This is a genomic window from Pseudomonas sp. MT3, from assembly GCF_054720805.1.
In genome coordinates this window covers 1-18,158 of sequence record NZ_JBTVPY010000025.1, presented here as the reverse complement: position 1 = coordinate 18,158, position 18,158 = coordinate 1, and the positions used below count along the sequence as shown (strand labels likewise).

The 18,158-nt window shown below is 65.0% G+C and carries 15 protein-coding genes; 3 read left to right on the top strand and 12 right to left on the bottom strand.

Translation table 11 applies throughout. The annotated features are described in order from the left end of the window. Positions 1-34: 34 nt before the first annotated feature. The 9 genes from can to ACYCAX_RS21855 form a co-directional block, all read right to left on the bottom strand. Complete coding sequence (gene can / locus ACYCAX_RS21895) at positions 35-679, bottom strand: carbonate dehydratase (protein WP_015478871.1); 645 nt, start codon at positions 677-679, stop codon at positions 35-37. A 63-nt stretch (positions 680-742) separates the two neighbouring features. Next, positions 743-1,987 (bottom strand): C69 family dipeptidase, encoded by a 1,245-nt coding sequence (locus ACYCAX_RS21890; protein ID WP_460248805.1) that lies wholly within the window; start codon positions 1,985-1,987, stop codon positions 743-745. Next, positions 1,962-3,347 (bottom strand): flavin monoamine oxidase family protein, encoded by a 1,386-nt coding sequence (locus ACYCAX_RS21885; RefSeq protein WP_460248804.1) that lies wholly within the window; start codon positions 3,345-3,347, stop codon positions 1,962-1,964. The genes ACYCAX_RS21890 and ACYCAX_RS21885 overlap by 26 nt, the downstream gene beginning before the upstream one ends. Positions 3,348-3,718: 371 nt before the next feature. Further along, positions 3,719-4,171, bottom strand: a complete 453-nt coding sequence (gene rimI, locus ACYCAX_RS21880; protein WP_015478874.1) for a ribosomal protein S18-alanine N-acetyltransferase — start codon at positions 4,169-4,171, stop codon at positions 3,719-3,721. After that, positions 4,168-4,995, bottom strand: a complete 828-nt coding sequence (locus ACYCAX_RS21875) for a hypothetical protein (protein ID WP_015478875.1) — start codon at positions 4,993-4,995, stop codon at positions 4,168-4,170. Before ACYCAX_RS21875 ends, rimI begins: the two co-directional genes overlap by 4 nt. Positions 4,996-5,092: 97 nt before the next feature. Then, positions 5,093-5,617: a DUF6160 family protein gene (locus ACYCAX_RS21870; RefSeq protein WP_051070450.1), complete on the bottom strand. Its 525-nt coding sequence runs from the start codon at positions 5,615-5,617 to the stop codon at positions 5,093-5,095. Next, entirely contained in the window at positions 5,617-7,188 is a 1,572-nt protein-coding gene (locus tag ACYCAX_RS21865; RefSeq protein ID WP_294977598.1) for a hypothetical protein, read from the bottom strand. Before ACYCAX_RS21865 ends, ACYCAX_RS21870 begins: the two co-directional genes overlap by 1 nt. A 2-nt stretch (positions 7,189-7,190) precedes the next feature. After that, complete coding sequence (locus ACYCAX_RS21860; protein ID WP_460248803.1) at positions 7,191-8,255, bottom strand: DUF6160 family protein; 1,065 nt, start codon at positions 8,253-8,255, stop codon at positions 7,191-7,193. 236 nt (positions 8,256-8,491) lie between these two features. Further along, positions 8,492-9,097 carry a hypothetical protein gene (locus ACYCAX_RS21855; protein ID WP_015478879.1) on the bottom strand — a complete coding sequence of 202 codons (606 nt, stop codon included), beginning with the start codon at positions 9,095-9,097 and terminating at the stop codon, positions 8,492-8,494. A gap of 204 nt (positions 9,098-9,301) precedes the next feature. On the opposite strand from ACYCAX_RS21855, the gene mksB reads away from it, so the two are divergent. Genes mksB through mksF form a run of 3 tightly spaced genes read left to right on the top strand, consistent with a single transcriptional unit; the run spans position 9,302 to position 14,185 of the window. Beyond that, positions 9,302-10,579: an Mks condensin complex protein MksB gene (mksB, locus tag ACYCAX_RS21850; protein ID WP_015478880.1), complete on the top strand. Its 1,278-nt coding sequence runs from the start codon at positions 9,302-9,304 to the stop codon at positions 10,577-10,579. Beyond that, complete coding sequence (mksE, locus tag ACYCAX_RS21845; protein ID WP_015478881.1) at positions 10,569-11,342, top strand: Mks condensin complex protein MksE; 774 nt, start codon at positions 10,569-10,571, stop codon at positions 11,340-11,342. The genes mksB and mksE overlap by 11 nt, the downstream gene beginning before the upstream one ends. Next, complete coding sequence (gene mksF, locus ACYCAX_RS21840) at positions 11,339-14,185, top strand: Mks condensin complex protein MksF (protein ID WP_015478882.1); 2,847 nt, start codon at positions 11,339-11,341, stop codon at positions 14,183-14,185. Before mksE ends, mksF begins: the two co-directional genes overlap by 4 nt. A 224-nt stretch (positions 14,186-14,409) precedes the next feature. Here the strand turns inward: mksF and ACYCAX_RS21835 are convergent, their stop codons facing one another. The 3 genes from ACYCAX_RS21835 to ACYCAX_RS21825 are packed head-to-tail and all read right to left on the bottom strand — an operon-like array spanning position 14,410 to position 17,966. Continuing rightward, positions 14,410-16,710: a PqiB family protein gene (locus tag ACYCAX_RS21835; protein WP_015478883.1), complete on the bottom strand. Its 2,301-nt coding sequence runs from the start codon at positions 16,708-16,710 to the stop codon at positions 14,410-14,412. Continuing rightward, complete coding sequence (locus ACYCAX_RS21830) at positions 16,703-17,323, bottom strand: paraquat-inducible protein A (protein WP_015478884.1); 621 nt, start codon at positions 17,321-17,323, stop codon at positions 16,703-16,705. Before ACYCAX_RS21830 ends, ACYCAX_RS21835 begins: the two co-directional genes overlap by 8 nt. Next, positions 17,310-17,966 carry a paraquat-inducible protein A gene (locus ACYCAX_RS21825; RefSeq protein WP_015478885.1) on the bottom strand — a complete coding sequence of 219 codons (657 nt, stop codon included), beginning with the start codon at positions 17,964-17,966 and terminating at the stop codon, positions 17,310-17,312. The genes ACYCAX_RS21830 and ACYCAX_RS21825 overlap by 14 nt, the downstream gene beginning before the upstream one ends. Positions 17,967-18,158 lie beyond the last annotated feature (192 nt).

The following is an 18,158-nucleotide window of genomic DNA, read 5'->3' as shown; positions in this document are numbered from 1 at the left end:
GCCCCTCACGGAAGGACGCCGGCGGACAGTCGGCTCACACTTGTCCGAGCGGGCGCAGGCGGTATTGCGGTGGCAGTTGGCCGAGGCCGCTGACGGTGACGTTGAGGTCCTTCCAGCGGCCGTCCTTGATGCCGTAGATGCAGCCGTGCACGGAGAGCGGCTGGCCACGATGCCAGGCGTTCTGCACGATGCTGGTGTGGCTGACGTTGGCGACCTGCTGAATGACGTTGAGCTCGCAGAGGCGGTCGACCTTTTCCTCTTCCTTTTCGAACTGGGCGAGGTGGTCGCGGTATTCGTAGGCGAGGTCGCGGATGGTCCGCAGCCAGCCATCGATCAGGCCAAGCTGGCCGTGCTGCAGGGCCGCGCGTACACCGCCGCAGCCGTAGTGACCGGTGACCAGGATGTGCTTCACCTTGAGTACGTCGACGGCGTACTGGATGACCGACAGGCAGTTGAGGTCGGTGTGCAGCACGACGTTGGCGACGTTGCGGTGGACGAACAGGTCGCCTGGCAACATGCCGACGATCTCGTTGGCGGGGACGCGGGCATCGGAGCAACCGATCCACAGGTATTCCGGGGCCTGTTGCCGCGCCAGTTTGGCGAAGAACTCCGGGTCTTCCCGCGTGATCGCTTCCGCCCAGCGTTCGTTGTTGTCGAACAGCTCCTGCAGATCATTCATGTTCGGTTCCTCATCGTTGGCTGCCGTACCTTACGCAGCGCACGCGCGCCTGACAAGCTGCTTTCAGCGCGCCGCATTCAGACGCCACCAGCGCGGCGGGCGGAGAGTTTCCTGCCGCGCCAGTTGGTGCCAGGCGTCGTGCCAGGCCTGGGCCTCGGCGGCCAGGCGTGGCCAGTCCAGCGTGCGCCTGTCCAGCGCGGCCAGCAACTCGGTTTCCAGCCAGCCGTGGCTGGCGCGCAAGGCATCGGCGAAGCCGGGGTCGGCCAGGGCGCGCTGGTGCACGGCCTCGAAGCGCCACCAGAGGGATTCTTCCACGGCCGCGCCCTCGCGGCTGAGCAGGCCTTCGCCGGCGTCCGCCTCGAAGCCCAGGGGCTGGAACATCGACAGGCACGGCGCCGAAGTGCCGGTGGCGGCCATCCGCGGCGAACCGCCGTCGAGCCGGGCGATCAGGCTGGCAGTGGTCTGCGAGGGACGCCAGAAACTGCCAGCGTGCAGGCAGACCTGGCGATTGTCGTGACGGGAGAAACGATGTCCCCGGTGGCCGTGGCTGCGCAGAGCGACCACCAGCGCCAGCCAATCGATCTTCGCCGGGCAATGGGCGAGAAATTCCTGGTTGAGCTGCCGCCGTTGCCGCGCCCCGGCAACCCAGGGCAGCACGCGGCCATCGAAGGCGCGGCCGAAGTGGAAGTCGCCACGGCCATTCCAGCAGCCCAGCCGGCGCGCGTGGTCTTCCAGGTTGGGGCTGGCGAGGTCGTAGTCGTGGCCGAGAGTCAGGGCATTGGAGATCGCCCAACGCTCGACCCGCTTCGCCGCCCACAGCCGGCCGGCGGTCTCCAGTACCCAGGCTTCGTCGCGGTCGGCGATGAGGTAGCTGTTGTCGTAGCGCATACGCTTGTTGCGGTAGCCGGCCGGACCGCCCTGGCCGTGGCGTTCCAGCAGTTCAGTGATGACGGCCAGCGCCTCGCGCGCCGTCGCCGCGCGCTCGAGAGCCAGGCGCAACAGGTCCATGCCCAGCAGCGCCTCGCCATCGCGCCGGGTCAGGCGAGTGAACACGGCTTCGTTGCCGATGGCCACGCCGCACTCGTTGACGCCCATCTCGGCGCCCCACAGCCAGGTCGGCTGGCTGAGGATGACGGCATGGCGCTGGGCGGTCTGAGGGATTTCCAGGTAGGTGGTGCGCACCGTCGCCGCCCGGTCGCCGCGCACGGCCGGCAGGCGAATCAGGCATTGCGGTTCGGCGGGCTCGCGGTCGCTGTTCTTGGCGAACCAGGTGGCCCCGCCGCTACGCAATACCAAGGTGTCGCACATACGCCTCTCCCTCGTCTGCGGCGCCAAGCACTTCGCTCGCCGCCCGTTCCCCGGCCTCGACGGCCCCGTCGAAGTAACCCATCCAGCGCGTAGCCGTTTCGGTGCCGGCGAAATGCAGACGGCCATAGGGCTCGCGCAGCCGCGCGGCGCCGCTGGTCCAGAGCCCCGGCGGGAACAGCGCGGCATAGCAGCCGCGGGCGAAGGGTTCCTCGGCCCAGGACTTGTCCACGTAATCGATTGGCTTGAGCGCCTCCTCGCCGAAGTAGCGGGCGAAGCAGTCGAGCACCTGGCCACGCCGGTCGCCCGCCGGCCGCGCGTTCCACTGCCGTGCTTCGTCACCTTCGATGAAGCCGAGCAGTACGCCGCGCGGGGAGTCGGGGATGCTGTTGTCGAAGGTCAGCCGTACCGGGCCGACTTCGCTGGTGGCCTGGCCGGAGAAACCCCGGTCGCGCCAGAACGGCGTGTCGTACAGCGCCATGCACTTGATTACCGCGCCTTGCGGCAGGCGCTGCAGGAGCTGGTCGCGCCAACTGGGCAGCAGTGGTTCCTGGGTGATGCGCAGCAATTGGGTCGGTGGGATGGCGAAGATCACCCGCGAGGCATGGTGCACGCCACGGTCGCTGACCAGTTCGACGCCGCTGTCGCTCTGTCGCACGGCGCGGATCGGCTCGCCGGTGTGCACCGCGTCGCCCAGGCGCTCGGCCAAGGTCTGGCAGATGCGCTGGGAGCCACCCTGGATGCGATCCTGCTGCGCGCCGCCTTCGACGCCGAGCAGGGTGTCGAGGTTGGTGCCACTGCGGATGTAGAAGAGGACGTGGAGGAACGACAGGTCATGGGGGCTGGCGGCGAACACCGCGCCGCTCATCAGTTCGAACACCTTGCGCCCGGTGGAGGTGCGCACGTTGCGCCGCAGCCATTCGGCGAAGGTCAGGCGGTCCCAATGCTCAGCCTTGGGGTGCAGGCTGGGGTCGTTCAGGGGGATTTCCCGCGCCATGCGGTCCAGGCGTACGTGGGCCTGCAGCACGTCCAGCAGTGCATGGGGAGCGAAGCGGGGAATGGTGCCGTGATAGGGCTTCAGCCGGCCACCGAACAGGGTGAGATTGTCGCCCTGGTTCCATTGCGGAAAGGTCGACAGGTTCAGCTCGGCGAGCAGGGAAAGGATGCGCTCCTGGGTGGGACCGACCCATTGGCCGCCCACCTCGACCACTTCGCCGCTGGCGAAGCGATGGTTGAGGGTTCGTCCTCCGACGCGCTTGTTGGCCTCCAGCACCTTTATCCGCCGTCCGGCCGATGCCAGACGCCAGGCGGCGGTCAGCCCCGAAATACCGGCGCCCACCACGATCACATCGCTGCGATTCATGTTTGCGACCTTATGTTCTTGTTGTTATTGGGCTTAAGGGTAAGCCAGGAGTTGGTTTCAGAAAAACCCGGTCAGCGGGAAATTTCCTGGTTTTTGTGGGGGAGTCGTGGCGGCGGGTGGGGTGGTGCTTGCGGGAGGCTCATCCGTGGTTCAGGGCGCGGGGAGATTCGCGAGCGGAGTCCGCGCCTACACGGCGTTTCTGGGTGGCGTGCCAAGGCAGCCTCTCACCCCTCTCCCTCCGGATGAGGGGCTCTCGCAGGAGCGGATCTTATCCGAGATGTTTTCCGAACATCGGTACGCAGATTCAGGATTTCGCGGACAAGGCCCGATCCTGCGGAAGCGGGAGCCTGCCACCGAACCCCTCGGCCGAATCAATCGACCAGGGTGCAGGCCATCACCAGTGCATCTTCGCGACCGCCGACCGCCGGGTAGTAACCACGGCGGCGGCCGATCTCGTTGAAGCCGTAGCGTTCGTAGAGTCGGTAGGCCGGCTGGTTGGACTCGCGCACTTCGAGGAAGCATTCCACCGCATTGAGCTCATGGGCCCGCTTCATCAGATGCTCCAGCAGGCGCAGGCCCAGACCGCGCCCCTGGCTTTCCGGTTTGACGGTGATGTTGAGCAGGTGCGCCTCGTCGAGGATCAGCTGGATCACGCCGTGACCGACCTGCTGGGTGCCTTCGAACATTACCCAGCATTCGTAGCTCTTCAGGCCATCGGCGAAGATGCCGCGCGTCCAGGGGTGGCTGAAGGCGGCGTATTCGATCTTGAGAACGGCATCGAGGTCCGCCTCGGTCATCGGGCGGAAGGAAACGGCATCGCTCATGCGGTGATCTGACTCATCCAGCGTTGCCGAACACGGCGCATGGCGCGCCAGAGGTCGGCTTTCAAAGAGGGCTCTTCGGCCAGGCGCTCAAGGCCCGGCAAGGCCCAGGCGACGCCCAGGCCTTCGACTTGCAGCTCGCGCAGCAGGGACTCCTCGTCCGCCTCGCCGGCGTAGCGCACGGCGGGCATGCCGACCAGCCACAGGCAGCGACAGGGTGCGCCGTCTTCCAGGCGGGCGGCGACGAAGCCCTGGACGAACTCACGGGCGGCCTGCGGGCCCTGGTCCATGTTGCCGCCGGCGAGCAGCGGCCAGCGCACCGGTTCGCCCAGCAGTTGCGGGCTTTCCGGCAGGCCGGCGGCACGCAGCAGATCCTTGAGCAGCAGATAGGCCGGGTCACGACTGGCCAGGGGCTCGCCGGTGGGCAACTCCACCAGCAGGACGCACTCGCCGGCACGCAGCAGTTGCAGGGCGAAACGCGGCGGTGGGGCGACCGGGACGCGGGCCACGGGCTCGGCTTCCGGCTCGGCCTGTTCTTCGGACTTCACAGGGACCGCTGGCTTGGCCGGCGCGCCCGCCTTGGGCAACAGGCGGGCGGCGATCGATCCGGGCTCGCCCATCGGCACGACAGCCGGAGCCGCAACCGGAGCGGCGTCGCGCCCGACGTCGGCGACGGGCGCCAGCGGCGCTTTCTCAACGACGATGGGCTCGGGCGTTTCCAGCAGTTCGGGGCGCGACGGGGCGGCGAACGGCAACGCCACGCGCGGCAGCCAGGTGGCGACCTGCATGGCGCCGAGGTAGGCGCGGCGGCGGGCTTCTTCGATCAAGGGACGGTTACCTGTAAGTGGAGCCTGCACGGGCAGGCCGGCACATCGAGGCGGGATTGTCGCGTGAAACGCGTCGGGGGGAAAGGCCGGTCGGCGGTTACGGGGTACCGAAGATGTAGACGTTGCCGGTGAGCTTGACAGCGCCGGTGGCCTGGTAGGTGAGCAGGTTGGTCTGCTGCAGGCCGCTGGCGGCGACCTTGCCCTGGTTGGCGCCGCCCAGGGTGAACTGCAGGTTGGTGGCGCTGGCGTTGGTCAGCCCGATCTTCATGGCCTGGCGGTTGAACAGGGCGCCGTCGCCGTTGAAGCCGCTGGCGATGGTCACCATGTCCAGGCTCATGCCGTCGAAGCTGAAGGTGCCTTTGATGTTGTCCAGCACGACGAAGCCAGTGCTGTTCAGCGGCTGGATCGCCACGCGCGCGCCGCAGCCGCCGGGGCAGCGGTTGTCGCCAGCCACCGGGGCGAGGTTGAAGTTGACGCTCAGGCTGACGCCGGCCTGGCCGCTGACATCGGACATCTCGCTGTCGTCCAGGCCACGCATTTCGGCCTGGGCGCCCGCGGCGGCGAGCAGCAGCAGGACACTCAGGAACCGGCGAGACAGGCTGTTCACGGCGATGCTCCTCATTAGCGCGGCAGGTTGACGGTACGCACGTTCAGGTAGTCGATCCGCATGCCCCGGATGGCCTGGGAACCGATGTCGGTACCGCTGATGTTCAGGTTGCCGATGCTGATATTGCTCTTCTGTACGTTCTGGTAGAAGGCCTCGTGGTTGGCCCAGGTGACGCCCGGGGCGTTGAGTATGAGGTCGCCGTTGCTGGCGACGGTAAGGGTCGCCGGCTGGTAGTTGGCATCGCCCAGGTTGAGGTCGAAGTAGACATTCTTGGCCACGGCGCGGTTACTGTCGGAGCAGGTTTCGCAGCCGCTGAGGATCAGCTTGTCGGCGTACATCTGCAGGCTCATGGACAGTTTCATGCCGGCCTTGTCGCCCCACAGGTTGAGGTAGGAGCCATTGAGGGTGAAGTTCTCCAGGGCGATGCCGAAGTAGTCCTGGCGGGTAGTCGTGGCGCCGGCGCCGCCACTGCCGTAGGCAACGCTGGGCAGGGTGAAGCGGGTCTTGATGCCGATATCCAGCCCCTGGATACGGGTGCCGGCGGAGTTCTGCATGGCTCCGGCCACCAGTTGCACCGTGGAGACGTTCTTCTCGGTGCGGGTGACGGTGCCGCTGACACAGGTGGTGGCGCCACCGCCTTGCGCGCCACAGAGCTGGATGAACTTGTCGTAATCGCTGGCGCGCTGGCTGAGGGTGACGCCGTTGCGGCTGACGCTCCAGGCGGCGCTGAGGTTCTGTTGGGCGGCGGTGAGGCTTTCGGTGCTGCTGTTATAGGTGTCAACCGAGGCGTTGTAGTCCTTTACCGCGTTATTGGTGCTGCACGCGAGGATCGCTCCGCAATCGTACTTTGCGCCGATGGTGGTGGGCCGGTCCGCACAGAAGATCAGCCCGCACACCTGCGCCGGAGCCGCGTTGTAGCGGGTGCTCATGGTGCCGTAATTGGCCGTTTGCACGGCCTGAGCCGCTTCAACCTGGGCTTCTCGCTGGTTGACTACCACCATGTCGGCGTCGATGCCGCTCTTGAGGCTCACCATGTTGTTCGAATAGGTGGTCAGCAGCGTGTCGCGCTGGCTCTTCAGGGCGCTCAGTTCGGCACTGATCTTTGTCGTCGCCTGTGCCGGGTCGGTGCAGCCGGCGTCGCCATAGAGGCAGCCCTGGTAGTAGGACCACAGGCCGAACTTGTGGGTATCGTTGATCGGGTCGGTCCAGGTCGGCGTCCGCAGTTGCAGCGCCTGCTGGCCGACGGGGATGTTGTCGCCGCTCTTGTACGCCACCGGGCCGAAGGTGAAGGGATGCATCGGCGTGCCCAGGTAAGCCTTGGTGTCCAGGGTTCCGCGCTGGCTGCCGGCGCCCTTGATGTAGGCACTGGTGATGTCGACCTGTACGTCCTGGTTGGCGCTGTTCTTCACCCCGGAGATCTTCGCCGTGGCGCTGGCCTGGTCGTAGCTGAAGCCATCGATGAAGAAGCCCAGGCCCGCGCCGCTGACCTCGCCCAGTTGATCGTCGTCCAGGGCCTGCATGGCCTGGACGGGCAGGCAGAGGAGCCAACCGAGCAGGCCGGCGATGAAGGTGCGGCGCACTCCCATGATCAGCACCCCGACGCCTGGGCGCCCATGCAGGTCGGCTGGCGGGGCAGACCGCGCAGGGCGTCATAGAGGTTGATCAGAATCGGGTAAACCGCATTGGCGCCGCTACCCACCTTGGGGAAGTTGGCGTAGGCGCCGGACTGGGTATCCACGAATTTGCCGACGTTGGCCATGTCCTGCCAGGGCACATTCTGGTTCTGCAGGGAGAAGAAGATGCCTTGGGCGCCGGCATTGATATCGGTAGCGCCGGGTTGACCAATGTAGATGCTCTTGTAGTTGGTCAGGTTGAAGCAGGCATCCAGACCGAGGGTCTTGCAACCGTTGGCGGTAGTCAGGATTGGAATCAGGCCGGCCAGCAGGCTGTTCGGGTCGGTGGTGTTCATCGAGGTGCCCTTGGGGATACCGATCTGCTCCGCGCGGATGGTAGTCGCCTCCCCCGTGCCGGACTTGACCAGGCCGACCTCGGCCTCGATCTCGGTATCGCCGGCCACTGCCAGCAGCAGGCAGTTCACCAGGTTGGGGCAACCATTGCGGGTGTAGTAGTCGTAGGCGATGGACGCGGGACCGTAGATCTTGCCTTGCAGGTTGCCGGAGAGGGACTGGATGTCACCGGAGAGATAGCCCAGGGCCTTGCCGAAGCCGACGCGCACACCCGCCAGTTCGCGGATGCCGCTGGCGTTGGTCTTGAAGGCGAACTCGACGAAGGGATCGCGCATCTGGAACGGATCCACCGCTGCGTCCGGGGAGTTTGCGTTGGTCACCCGCCCCAGGGCGAAGTTGTTGATCTGGATGTCCGCTGGCTGACCGGAGGCCGCGCCGCTGCGGGCGTAGTCGCCCAGCCGCAGTTCATCGATATTGGTGAGAATGCCGATATCGGCGCCGAAGTTCAGCCGGGTGTACTGGTAAGCCCCGTAGGTCAGGGCGTCCACGGTGAGCATCGCCTGTCCGGTGATGTTGGACAGCTCGCTGTCATCCAGCGATTCCATGCGGGCCTGGGCACCGCAAGCCAGCAGCAGGCCGCAGAGCAGGGCAGCGGCACGCACGAGCGGGCCGGAAGACTGACGCATGGCACTCTCCTTTCCCGGCTCCCTGTTCCTGGGGGCCTGTTGTTATTCGTTCGGTCGAGCGGATCGCGACCTGGGTCGAGACTCGGCGCCGTGATGCCACTATAGGAATTAGCGGGTCGGGAGGGGCCGACCCATAGTCGAGTAAATCGCACCGGCCATCCAGGTACGGCCCTGTGCTGGAGGAAATCGCGGGCTCGATTGTTACCCATCGTCACACCCGCGTTACAGATATCGGTTCAGCGCTGGCGGAACAGTCCGATCAGGTGCTCGGCGATGGCGCCCTTGATGGAGTTCAGGTTCAGTCGCGAGTGTGCCTGCAGCTTGGCGATGTTCAGGCGATGCAGATGCAGCGAGGGCATGCGCGCCTCGTACTCGCGCAGATCGCCCTTGACCAGCACCGGCAGGAAAGTGTCCTCGCGCATCCGGTAGCGATTGATCAGCAGCTTCAGCCCGTCCTGGAACGGCAGCTCGCGGGACGCCACCAGACGGTGCTCGCCGGGGACTTTCAGGTACAGGCCGCTGTAGCCCATCGTCTCGCCCGGCAGGATGTGGATGCCGGTGGGCTCCACCGCGTCGGCGGGGATGTCATGGAAAGTGTCGAACCAGGCCTGCTCGTCCGGGAGAATGGTGATCCCGCCTTCCTGGGTTTCCGGGATCACGAAGCTGTAGTTGCTGTAGAGCTTCTCGACATACGACGAATAGATGCACAAACGGTTTTCGAAACGCTGCAGGAAGGCGATGGCTTCGTTGCGGTCGGTGATGGCGTCCAGGTCCCAGTCGAGGTCGCTCTGGCGCTCCAGTTCGGCCCACCGGGCTTTGGCAAGTGCGGCGTCGTAGGTCATGGTGGTAAATCAGTTGTCGTCCGACTGACTCTGGCAGAAAACATGCCAGAAAATTCAGCCATTTAGCGACGAATTTCCGTGATCCATTTCACGCCGGGATCGCTCGTACCGTCGCTATCTGACGCGTTTCGTCACTCTGGCGGCCAGCGCAGACCCTTTGCAGTACAATCGCTCCCTTTGTTCATTCCGGGCCCAACCAAGCCGATGATCGACCCACGACGCGTACTCCGCGCCCTCGCCGAACACTGGGTGCTGCTCGAACCGCTGTGCGAGCGTTTCGACGCCGGCACCCTGAGCCTGGTGGAACTGCGCAACCAGCTCACCAGCCAACTGCCCGACAGCACCCCGGTGGACATCACCGCCCTGCTCGACCAGTGGGTGCGCCTGGACATCCTCGTCCCGGTGGCCAAGAGCCCCAATCGTTTCGAGCTGAACGCGCAGATCCACGACTTCCTCGCCTACCTGCGTCAGGAACACCGCCTGGGCCTGTGCCTGGAGATCGAAGCCTACCTGCGCCACCTGGAACGCCTCGCCGGCTACATTCGCGACGCCTTCGAAGTGCGCGACGGCAACGACCTGTCCCGCCAACTGCGCCTGCTCGACATGCGCGTGCGCGACGTGCTGAAGAAGCTCGCCAACGACGAGCAGGCACTGGTCGCCGTGGCCGAGCGGGCGAAAACCCAGGACCGGCAGATTCCGCTGCGCCAGCGCTATGCGGAAGTCCTGGCGACCTGGGACGAATACGTCGAGCCGATGATCCAGCTGGTCTCCGCCGATGGCGCCTTCGAACAGGGCGTGCACCGCGTGGAACAGGTGCTGCTGCGCCTGCTCGGCGAACAGGCGCGCCTCGGCCAACTGGTGGACGACGACCAGTTGCTGCGTACCCACGCGCGCATCCTGGAAATGCAGACCACCGCCCAGCTCACCCTGCGCCGCGCCCGCGAACTGCTGCTGCCGCTGCGCGAGGAAGCGCGCCGGCACAACGCGATCACCCGCGGCGCCGCCCTGGCGCTGTCGGTCATCCGCCGCAAGGGCATCGATGCCGTGCCGCAGGCCGCCCTGCCGATGTTCACCCGGCCGCAAAGCAACTTCCTCGGCACCGCCTCGCAGGTCGAGAGCTACGTCTTCGCGCTGGCCAACTTCCAGCCCAAGCCGGCGCATTTCCCCAAGGCCAGCGGCAATCGCAAGAGCGACGGCCCGCAGCGCTCGCCGCGCACCGCCCGGGAAATGCTCGACCGCTGCCAGGCCGCGCTGCCGCTGCCGGACCTCATGCAGTGGCTGCTGGAACAGGAGCCCGAAGGCGCGACCGACGAACTGCTCTACTGGTTCTCGCGTCTGTCGCGCGATGCCCGCTTCCAGCGCGACCGCCTCGATCGCCGCCAATACGACACTCTCCAGCACAGCGTCAGCCTGTGCTCCTTCGCCCTGATCGCCGGCCCGAGCGCTGGCAAGGACAGCAAGAGCGAATCGCATGCAGATTAATCTCACCGAAATGACCCAGCTCGCGCCGATCTTCCGCGAGCTGTTCAAGGGCTTCCACATCAGCCGCCGCGACCCGGAGCTGTACAGCCAGCTGTCCAACCAGCAGGACGCCTACCGCGCGCTGTTCCGCAGCCTGGGCTACGAACTGGTCTGCGATACCCGCGGCTTCTACTACTTCGTGCCCGAGCAGATCGGCGCCCAGGTGAACAAGACTGCCCAGCGCCTGGCGCTGTTCACCTTCATCCTCGTCGAGCACCTGGCCGACCAGGGTCGCGATCCATTGGCCGTCCTCGATGGCGGCAGCATCGGCCGCGACGAGCTGCCGCCGCTGCTGGAGAAATACCGCGACCTGTTCCTGCAGGCCGAGGTGACCACCCAGGAAGAACTGGAAGAGAAGGTCATGCGCCGCCTCACCCAGCTCGGCTTCGCCGCCGAGGACAACGGCGTATACCGCTTCCTGCCACCGATCCACCGCTTCCTCGACGTCTGCCTGTCGGTCCAGCAGGACCGCGACCTGGCCAGCAACCTGCACGCCAGCGAAATGCAGTTCAGCGCACCGGTGCTGATGGACGAAGACGACGAGCCGGTGGTGATCCTCGAGTCCTATGTGGACGTGCAGACTGCCGGAAACGAAGACGCCATCGTGGTGATCGACGAACCGGCGGCGCCCGCTGAAGTTGCCACTGCTGCAGTTGCCGAAGAAGAGAGCGAAGAAGACGCCCTCGCCCGCGCCATCGCCGAAGAACAGGAGGCCCAGGCATGACCCAGGAACGCTACGGCATCCGCCGCTTCGCCCTGCTCAACACCGCCGGCTACAGCCTCGGCATCTTCCCGCTGGAACAGCCGCTGTCGGTGTACGGCGCGAACAACCTCGGCAAGTCGGCGTCGATCAACGCACTGCAGTTCCCAATCCTCGCGCGCATGTCCGACATGAGCTTCGGCAAGTACAGCCTGGAAGCCTCGCGCAAGTTCTACTTCGCCACCGACACCAGCTACATTCTCATCGAACTGGACCTGCCCCACGGTCGCCATGTGATCGGCGTCGGCGGGCGTGGTCCGGGCGGCGGCTTCGGCCACCAGTTCTTCGCCTACCAGGGCGAGCTGAATCTTGAGCACTACCAGAAGAACGGCACCTGCCTGCGCCTGCGCGAGCTGTACGCAAACCTCGAGCGCGAGGGCATCAAGTCCTACGAGCTCAAGCCCGACGAGCTGCGTCGCCTGCTGGTTGGCGGCCACACCTCGATCCCGCTGGACCTGACCCTGATCCCGCTACGCTCCACCAGCGAACAGAGCCTGAAGACCTTCCGCTCGCTGTTCATCAACCTGCTGCACATGCGCGAGATCACCGCCGCCAAGCTCAAGCAGCTGTTCCTCGATGCCTTCGAGCACAGCCTGCGCTCGGGCAGCGTCGACTACATCGCCGCCTGCGAGGAAGCCTTCCGCGACGTGCGCCGCATGGAAGGCGACTACCAGGCACTGGTCGCCGCCGGCCCTCTGGTCGAGGCACTGGCCAACGGCGTGCAGCAACGCGAACTGCTACGCGGCAAGATGCACCGCCTCTCGCCGCTGCTGGATAACCTGCTGGGTACCTGGGAAGACTATTCCGGGGCGCGCAAGGAAGAACTGGTCATCCAGGCCGAGCACTACCGCCGCGAGCAGGACGGCCTGCAGAACGAACAGCGCGGCAGCACCGCCGAACTGATGCGCCTGGAGCGCGAGATCAGCGAGATCCAGCGCTGGATGGGCGAACTGGCCGTGCTGAAGAACCGCTTCGCGCTGGTCGATGACGTCAAGGTGCTGGAGCAGCAACTGCTCGCCGCCAAGGACGCCCACGACGAACTGGCCGGCGCCCTGGCGCATTCCCGGCAGTTCTCCAGCGAAGACCTGGAAGAGCGCATGCGCGACCTGGAGAAGCGCCTGAAAGGCGTTCGCCAGCAGCTCGAACACGCCGACAATAACAGCTATGCCCGCCTGCGCGAGGAGTTCTCCCAGCAGGACGTGGAGCGCCTGATGCGCCTGTTCAACGGCGCGCTGTTCAGCCTGCCACTGGGCGAGAAAGGCGTGGACCTGGACGAGGCCGGCCAATGGGTAGGCAGCGTCGAGAAGATCCTCGATGCCTTCAAGGGCGAGCGCTTCGAAGTGCCCGGCCTGACCATCGACCTGTCGCACATCGAGCCGCCGGCCCTGCAAGCCCTGGCCGACCGCGCCGCCCTGCGCGACCAGAAAGAGCGCCTGGAGAAGGAGCTCAAGCAGCTCAAGACCCAGCAGGCCGTGGCCGCCGACCGCAATGCCAGCAAGGCGCAGGCGGACAAGCTGTACCAGGACGTGCTCGACGCGCAGAAGGCGCTGGAAGACTTCCGCCGGGCCCAGACCCTGAGCGCCGAGGAGCCGGCCAAGCTGGAACAGCTGGCACAACTGGAAGCGACCCAGGACGAGTTCAAGCGCTCCGCCGACGCCTTCACCGAGCGCGTCCAGCAACTGTCCGCCAAGCTGCAACTGGTGGGCCGCCAGCTCGCCGACCTGGAAGCCAAGCAGCGCACCCTCGACGACGCCCTGCGCCGCCGCCAACTGCTGCCCGCCGACCTGCCGTTCGGCACACCGTTCATGGACCCGGTGGACGACTCGCTGGAGAACCTGCTGCCGCTGCTCAACGACTACCAGGACACCTGGCAGGCACTGCAGCGCGTGGACGGCCAGATCGAGGCGCTGTACGCCCAGGTGCGCCTGAAGGGCGTCGCCAAGTTCGACAGCGAGGATGATCCGGAGCGTCGCCTGCAATTGCTGATCAACGCCTACGCGCACCGTACCGACGAAGCGCTGACCCTGGCCAAGGCGCGCCGCGCCGCAGTCACCGACATCGCCCGGACCCTGCGCAACATCCGCAGCGACTACGATAACCTGGAACACCAGCTGGCGCTGTTCAACCGCGAGATCAACAAGCGCCAGGTGTCCAACCTGCAGAGCTTCCGCATCGTGCTGGCGCCGAACAAGGACGCGCTCAAGCACATCGACCAGATCATCCACAGCGCCGGCCAGTATGAAGAAGGCGAGAATCTCTCGGTCTTCGACTTGACCCAGAGCGCCGAGCAGGATGCGAAGAACGAGGAAGCCAAGGACTACCTGTCGCGCCTGGTGGCGGCGAACAACAACCAGTTGGGCCTGAAGGACCTGTTCGAATTGGCGTTCGAGATCACCAAGATGGGCGGCCAGCCGATCATGCACACCGATATCGACGGCGCGGCCTCCAACGGCACCACCATGACCATCAAGGCGCTGACCAACATGTACCTGTTGCTGCACCTGATGGACCGCGAACAGGCTGGCCGTGTACGCCTGCCCTACTACCTCGACGAGGCAGCGGACATCGACGAACGCAACCAGTCGGCGCTGCTGGAGACCAGCCTGCAGCTGGGCTTCGTGCCGATCCTGGCGAGCGTGAAGCCGCAGGTCTCGGCCCAGGTGGCCATCGACCTGGAAGGCGGCAGCGGCCCCAGCGGCATTTACATCGACGAAGCGGACTGGAAGTTCATCCGCCGCCGCGCTCTCGATAATGAGGGCGAAAAGTCCGCGCACCACGACGTGGAGGCCAGCGCCGAGCCGGCGTGACCTTCCCGGCGTTGAAGCAAAAGCCCCGCAATGCGGGGCTTTTGCTTTTCCGACGTCCCGCGGACCTGCTCTTGTAGGAGCGAGCTTGCTCGCGAACCACATAAAACACCGAAGCCCAGCAAGACTCCATTCGCGAGCAAGCTCGCTCCTACGAAAAGCTCCTCAGCCCGCAACGGGACATCAGAATGAAAAAGGGCCGTTCCCTTTTTCTGTTCGACGTTAACTCAATTCGCCTTGCCCAGCGGAATCTTCGGCGCCCAGTCCAGCCACTCCTCGCTGGACTCGTCGAACAACGCGAAGGTCTGCCCCGGCTTGGCCGGCGCACCCATCTCGGCATTGTTCGGCGTAGCGAAGGCAACACCACCGGAGAGGATGGTTTCGAACGACTCGGTACGCACCTTCACGCCCTTGAACAGACCGGCATCCACCCCGACGCCGCTGGTGTTCCAGAACCGGCTGCCGGTGCGCACCAGCGGCGCGTACCGCGGTTCGATCAGGATGTGGATCAGCACCCGGTCGCCCGTCTCACCCAGCTCGAAGGAGGTCACCTTGCCGACCTGCACCTCGCGGTAGGTCACCGGCACGCCCGCCTTGAGCGAGCCGCGCCGGGATGCACTGAGGGTCAGGCGCAGGCCTTCGGCGTCCAGCAGGCGGTTCGGCTGACTGGCCAGCAGGTTGAAGGAGCCCTGTGCCTGCCCCGGCTTCTCGGCAGGCAGCACCTCGATGTACTGCCCACTGACGAGGGTACCCAGGTTGGACACACCGGAAAGCCCGACCTCCGGCCCAACCACCCAGAAGCGTGTACCCTGGCGTGCGATGCGATCCTCCGCACGGGTCAGGCGCGCCTTCATCTGTACGCCGCTCATGTCCTTGCTCAGGTCGACCTGCTCAACACGCCCTACTTCCAGGCCCTTGTAACGCAGCACGGTGCCTTCCTTCAGGCCGTCGGCGGTGCTGGCGCGCAGCTCGATCACCTGGCCCTTGGCATGGGCCGCGTCCTCGCTGTCGAACAGCGCGAAGCGACGCACCTTGGTCACTGGAGGCGCCTTGGGGTTCGGCGTATCGAAGGCGATCCCGCCGGCGATCAGGGTTTGCAGTGATTCGCTCTTGAGCTTGATGCCATCGAGCCCACCGCTGACGGTCACCCCGCTGACGTTCCAGAAGCGCGTCGAGGTGTTCACCAGATTGGCGTACTCCGGCTCGACGTGCACACCAATGATCAGCCGCGACGGATCACGGCGAGACAACTGGTAGCTCTGTACGCTACCCACCTTCATTTGCCGGTAGAGGAGCGGCGTCCCCACTTCCAGCGAGCCCAGCTTGTCGGTCGTCAGCACCAGGTGCAGTCCAGGAGAGTCCAGGTTCAGCGGCGGCGCCTTGGGGCGGATGACGAAGTCGCGGGTCGGCTGGCCGGTCTTGGCGAAACGCACACTGATGTAGTTGCCCTTCACCAGCGCTTCCAGGCCGGTGATCCCCGCCAGGGAAATGCTCGGCTTGACCAGCCAGAACTCGGTATCGCCATTGAGGAAGTCTTCGGTACGCGGATCCATCGACAGCGACGCGGTGGCGCCGTTGAAATCCTGGTCCATGTCGATGCTCTTCACGGTGCCGACCTGCACGCCGTTGTACATCACCGGCGTGCTGCCGGCGTTGAGCCCGCTGACATCGGTGACCTTGAGCCTGACGCTCAGACCGGCCTGGGCGGCATCGTAGTCCTCATAGAGGCGGAACGGCTTGGTCGAATCCGTTGGCGGGCTGTCCGGATAGTTCTCCGGCGTCGCGAAGGCGATACCACCCGCCGCAATGGATGCCAGCGACTCGGTACGCAACTTGAGACCGCTCAGGTCGCCGGACAGAGTGATGCCGCTGGCATTCCAGAAGCGCGTGTGTTTACGCACCAGATTGGCGTAGGCCGGCTCGATGTGGATCTTCACCTCGATGGTCTTCTGGTCCTCGGCCAGGTGGTAGCTCTTCACCTGACCGACCTGAATCTGCCGGTAATAGATCGGGCTCCCCTGCTCCAGCGAGCCCAGTCGATCGGCCTTCAGCGTCAGGTGCAGGCCGGGCAGGCTGTCGGACAGCGGCGGCGGCTCCTTCAGCGCGGTGAACTCCCTCTGCTGCTCCCCCTTCACCGGGTCGATGGCAATGTAGTTGCCCGATACCAGGGTCTCCAGGCCGGTCACCCCAGCCAGCGATACGCGCGGCTTCACCAGCCAGAAGCGGGTGTTCTCGCTCAGGTATTCGGCCGCCTCCTTGCGCATCTCGACGACCGCCGTAACCCCCAGGTCAGGCTTGTTCACATGCAGGTCGGTCACTTTGCCGACGGCGATTCCCTTGAACATCACCTCGGTCTTGTTGATCTGGATACCGTCACCGCTTTCGAAGCGGATATTGATCATGATCCCCGCCTGATCGTAGGCCCGCCAGGCCAACCAGGCACCGATAGCCAAGGCGATCAGCGGCAGGATCCAGATTGCCGACCAGTTGGAGGTCTTGCGCATCTTCGGGGTGGGAAGATCACTCATTGTCGTTTTCCGCGTCCGTGTTATCCCAGATCAACCGGGGATCGAAAGTCACTGCTGCCAGCATGGTCAGTACCACCACGCTGGCGAAGGCTGCCGCACCGAGGTTTGCCTCGATAGTGGCCAGATTGCCGAAATTCACCAGGGCTACCAGGATCGCGATGACGAAGATATCAAGCATCGACCAGCGTCCGATCCACTCGATGAACCGGTACATCACGATCCTCTGCCGAGCCGACAGTGGCTGGCAGCGCTGTACCGAATACAGCAGCAGAGTGATACCCACCAGCTTGAAGGTGGGGACCAGGATACTGGCGACGAAGACCACCGCGGCGATCGGCACCATATCCGCATTGATCAGCTCGACGACCCCTTCCATGATGGTCGCCGGCATCCCGTTACCCAGGAAGTTGACCGTCATGATCGGCAGCAGGTTGGCGGGTATATAGAGAATGGCGGCCGTGACCAGCAGCGCCCAGGTCCGTGCCAGGCTGTTCGGCCGGCGATCATGCACAACCGCACCGCAGCGGCTGCAGGTGGTCTCGTCATCCTCGGCGCGACGGTTGAGCTGGTGGCACTCGCCACAGATCAGAATCCCGGCATCAATGGCCCGCATCGTCGAACTCCCCGGACAATTCACCCCAGACCTGATGGTGTGACATGGTCACCTCCAACCAGACCTGGGTAAACAACAGGGCCACGAAGCAGGCCAGCCCCAGCCCGACGTGCAGCTCGGCCATACCGATCAGCTTCACGATCGACACCAGGATGCCCATCAGGTAGACCTCGAGCATCCCCCATTCGCGCAGGTGCTGATACCCACGGAACATCAGCATCCCCTGATCCCGTAGCACCCGGAAACGCAAAGTCAGCAGCACGAAGAACTGGCAGAGCAGTTTGGCCAGCGGAATGATCATGCTGCACAGGAACACCAGGACGGCAACGCCTTTCATGCTCGAATCATAAAGGCCCAACACCCCACTCCAGACCGTATCGGTACTGACCTGCCCAAGGATGGTGATATGCATGATCGGCAGAAAGTTGGCGGGTATATAGAGCAGCAACGCCGTCAGCACCAACGCCAGCGCGCGTCGCACCATGTAAGGACGGTGGATCTCCAGCTCATAGCCGCACCGTGGACAGACAGACTTCTGCCCCAGCGGCACGAGCTCGCGTCGCATCAAAAGATCGCACTCATGGCACGCGGTCAACTGATCCAGCGGCAGGTGCTGTAGCGCATCACCTTGGATTTCGGACATGAAAAAACTCAGGGAAAATTTGACGCTATTGTAGACGAGGCTGCACGCTCAAAGCTGCGATGCATAGGCATCGAGTCACTTCGAACATTCCGAGCCCAGTAACACACCGGCTCCTCCGTAGGAGCGAGCTTGCTCGCGAACCCGGCTAGAGCACACCGTCATATTCGATGAAATGACACCCGCGAAGCGCAT

What these genes read in the sequence shown, in the direction of transcription:
- can (WP_015478871.1), bottom strand. Translation starts at nt 679, where the DNA reads ATGAATGATCTGCAGGAGCTGTTCGACAACAACGAACGCTGGGCGGAA.
- ACYCAX_RS21890 (WP_460248805.1), bottom strand. Translation starts at nt 1,987, where the DNA reads ATGTGCGACACCTTGGTATTGCGTAGCGGCGGGGCCACCTGGTTCGCC.
- ACYCAX_RS21885 (WP_460248804.1), bottom strand. Translation starts at nt 3,347, where the DNA reads ATGAATCGCAGCGATGTGATCGTGGTGGGCGCCGGTATTTCGGGGCTG.
- rimI (WP_015478874.1), bottom strand. Translation starts at nt 4,171, where the DNA reads ATGAGCGATGCCGTTTCCTTCCGCCCGATGACCGAGGCGGACCTCGAT.
- ACYCAX_RS21870 (WP_051070450.1), bottom strand. Translation starts at nt 5,617, where the DNA reads ATGAGGAGCATCGCCGTGAACAGCCTGTCTCGCCGGTTCCTGAGTGTC.
- ACYCAX_RS21865 (WP_294977598.1), bottom strand. Translation starts at nt 7,188, where the DNA reads ATGGGAGTGCGCCGCACCTTCATCGCCGGCCTGCTCGGTTGGCTCCTC.
- ACYCAX_RS21860 (WP_460248803.1), bottom strand. Translation starts at nt 8,255, where the DNA reads ATGCGTCAGTCTTCCGGCCCGCTCGTGCGTGCCGCTGCCCTGCTCTGC.
- ACYCAX_RS21855 (WP_015478879.1), bottom strand. Translation starts at nt 9,097, where the DNA reads ATGACCTACGACGCCGCACTTGCCAAAGCCCGGTGGGCCGAACTGGAG.
- mksB (WP_015478880.1), top strand. Translation starts at nt 9,302, where the DNA reads ATGATCGACCCACGACGCGTACTCCGCGCCCTCGCCGAACACTGGGTG.
- mksE (WP_015478881.1), top strand. Translation starts at nt 10,569, where the DNA reads ATGCAGATTAATCTCACCGAAATGACCCAGCTCGCGCCGATCTTCCGC.
- mksF (WP_015478882.1), top strand. Translation starts at nt 11,339, where the DNA reads ATGACCCAGGAACGCTACGGCATCCGCCGCTTCGCCCTGCTCAACACC.
- ACYCAX_RS21835 (WP_015478883.1), bottom strand. Translation starts at nt 16,710, where the DNA reads ATGAGTGATCTTCCCACCCCGAAGATGCGCAAGACCTCCAACTGGTCG.
- ACYCAX_RS21830 (WP_015478884.1), bottom strand. Translation starts at nt 17,323, where the DNA reads ATGCGGGCCATTGATGCCGGGATTCTGATCTGTGGCGAGTGCCACCAG.
- ACYCAX_RS21825 (WP_015478885.1), bottom strand. Translation starts at nt 17,966, where the DNA reads ATGTCCGAAATCCAAGGTGATGCGCTACAGCACCTGCCGCTGGATCAG.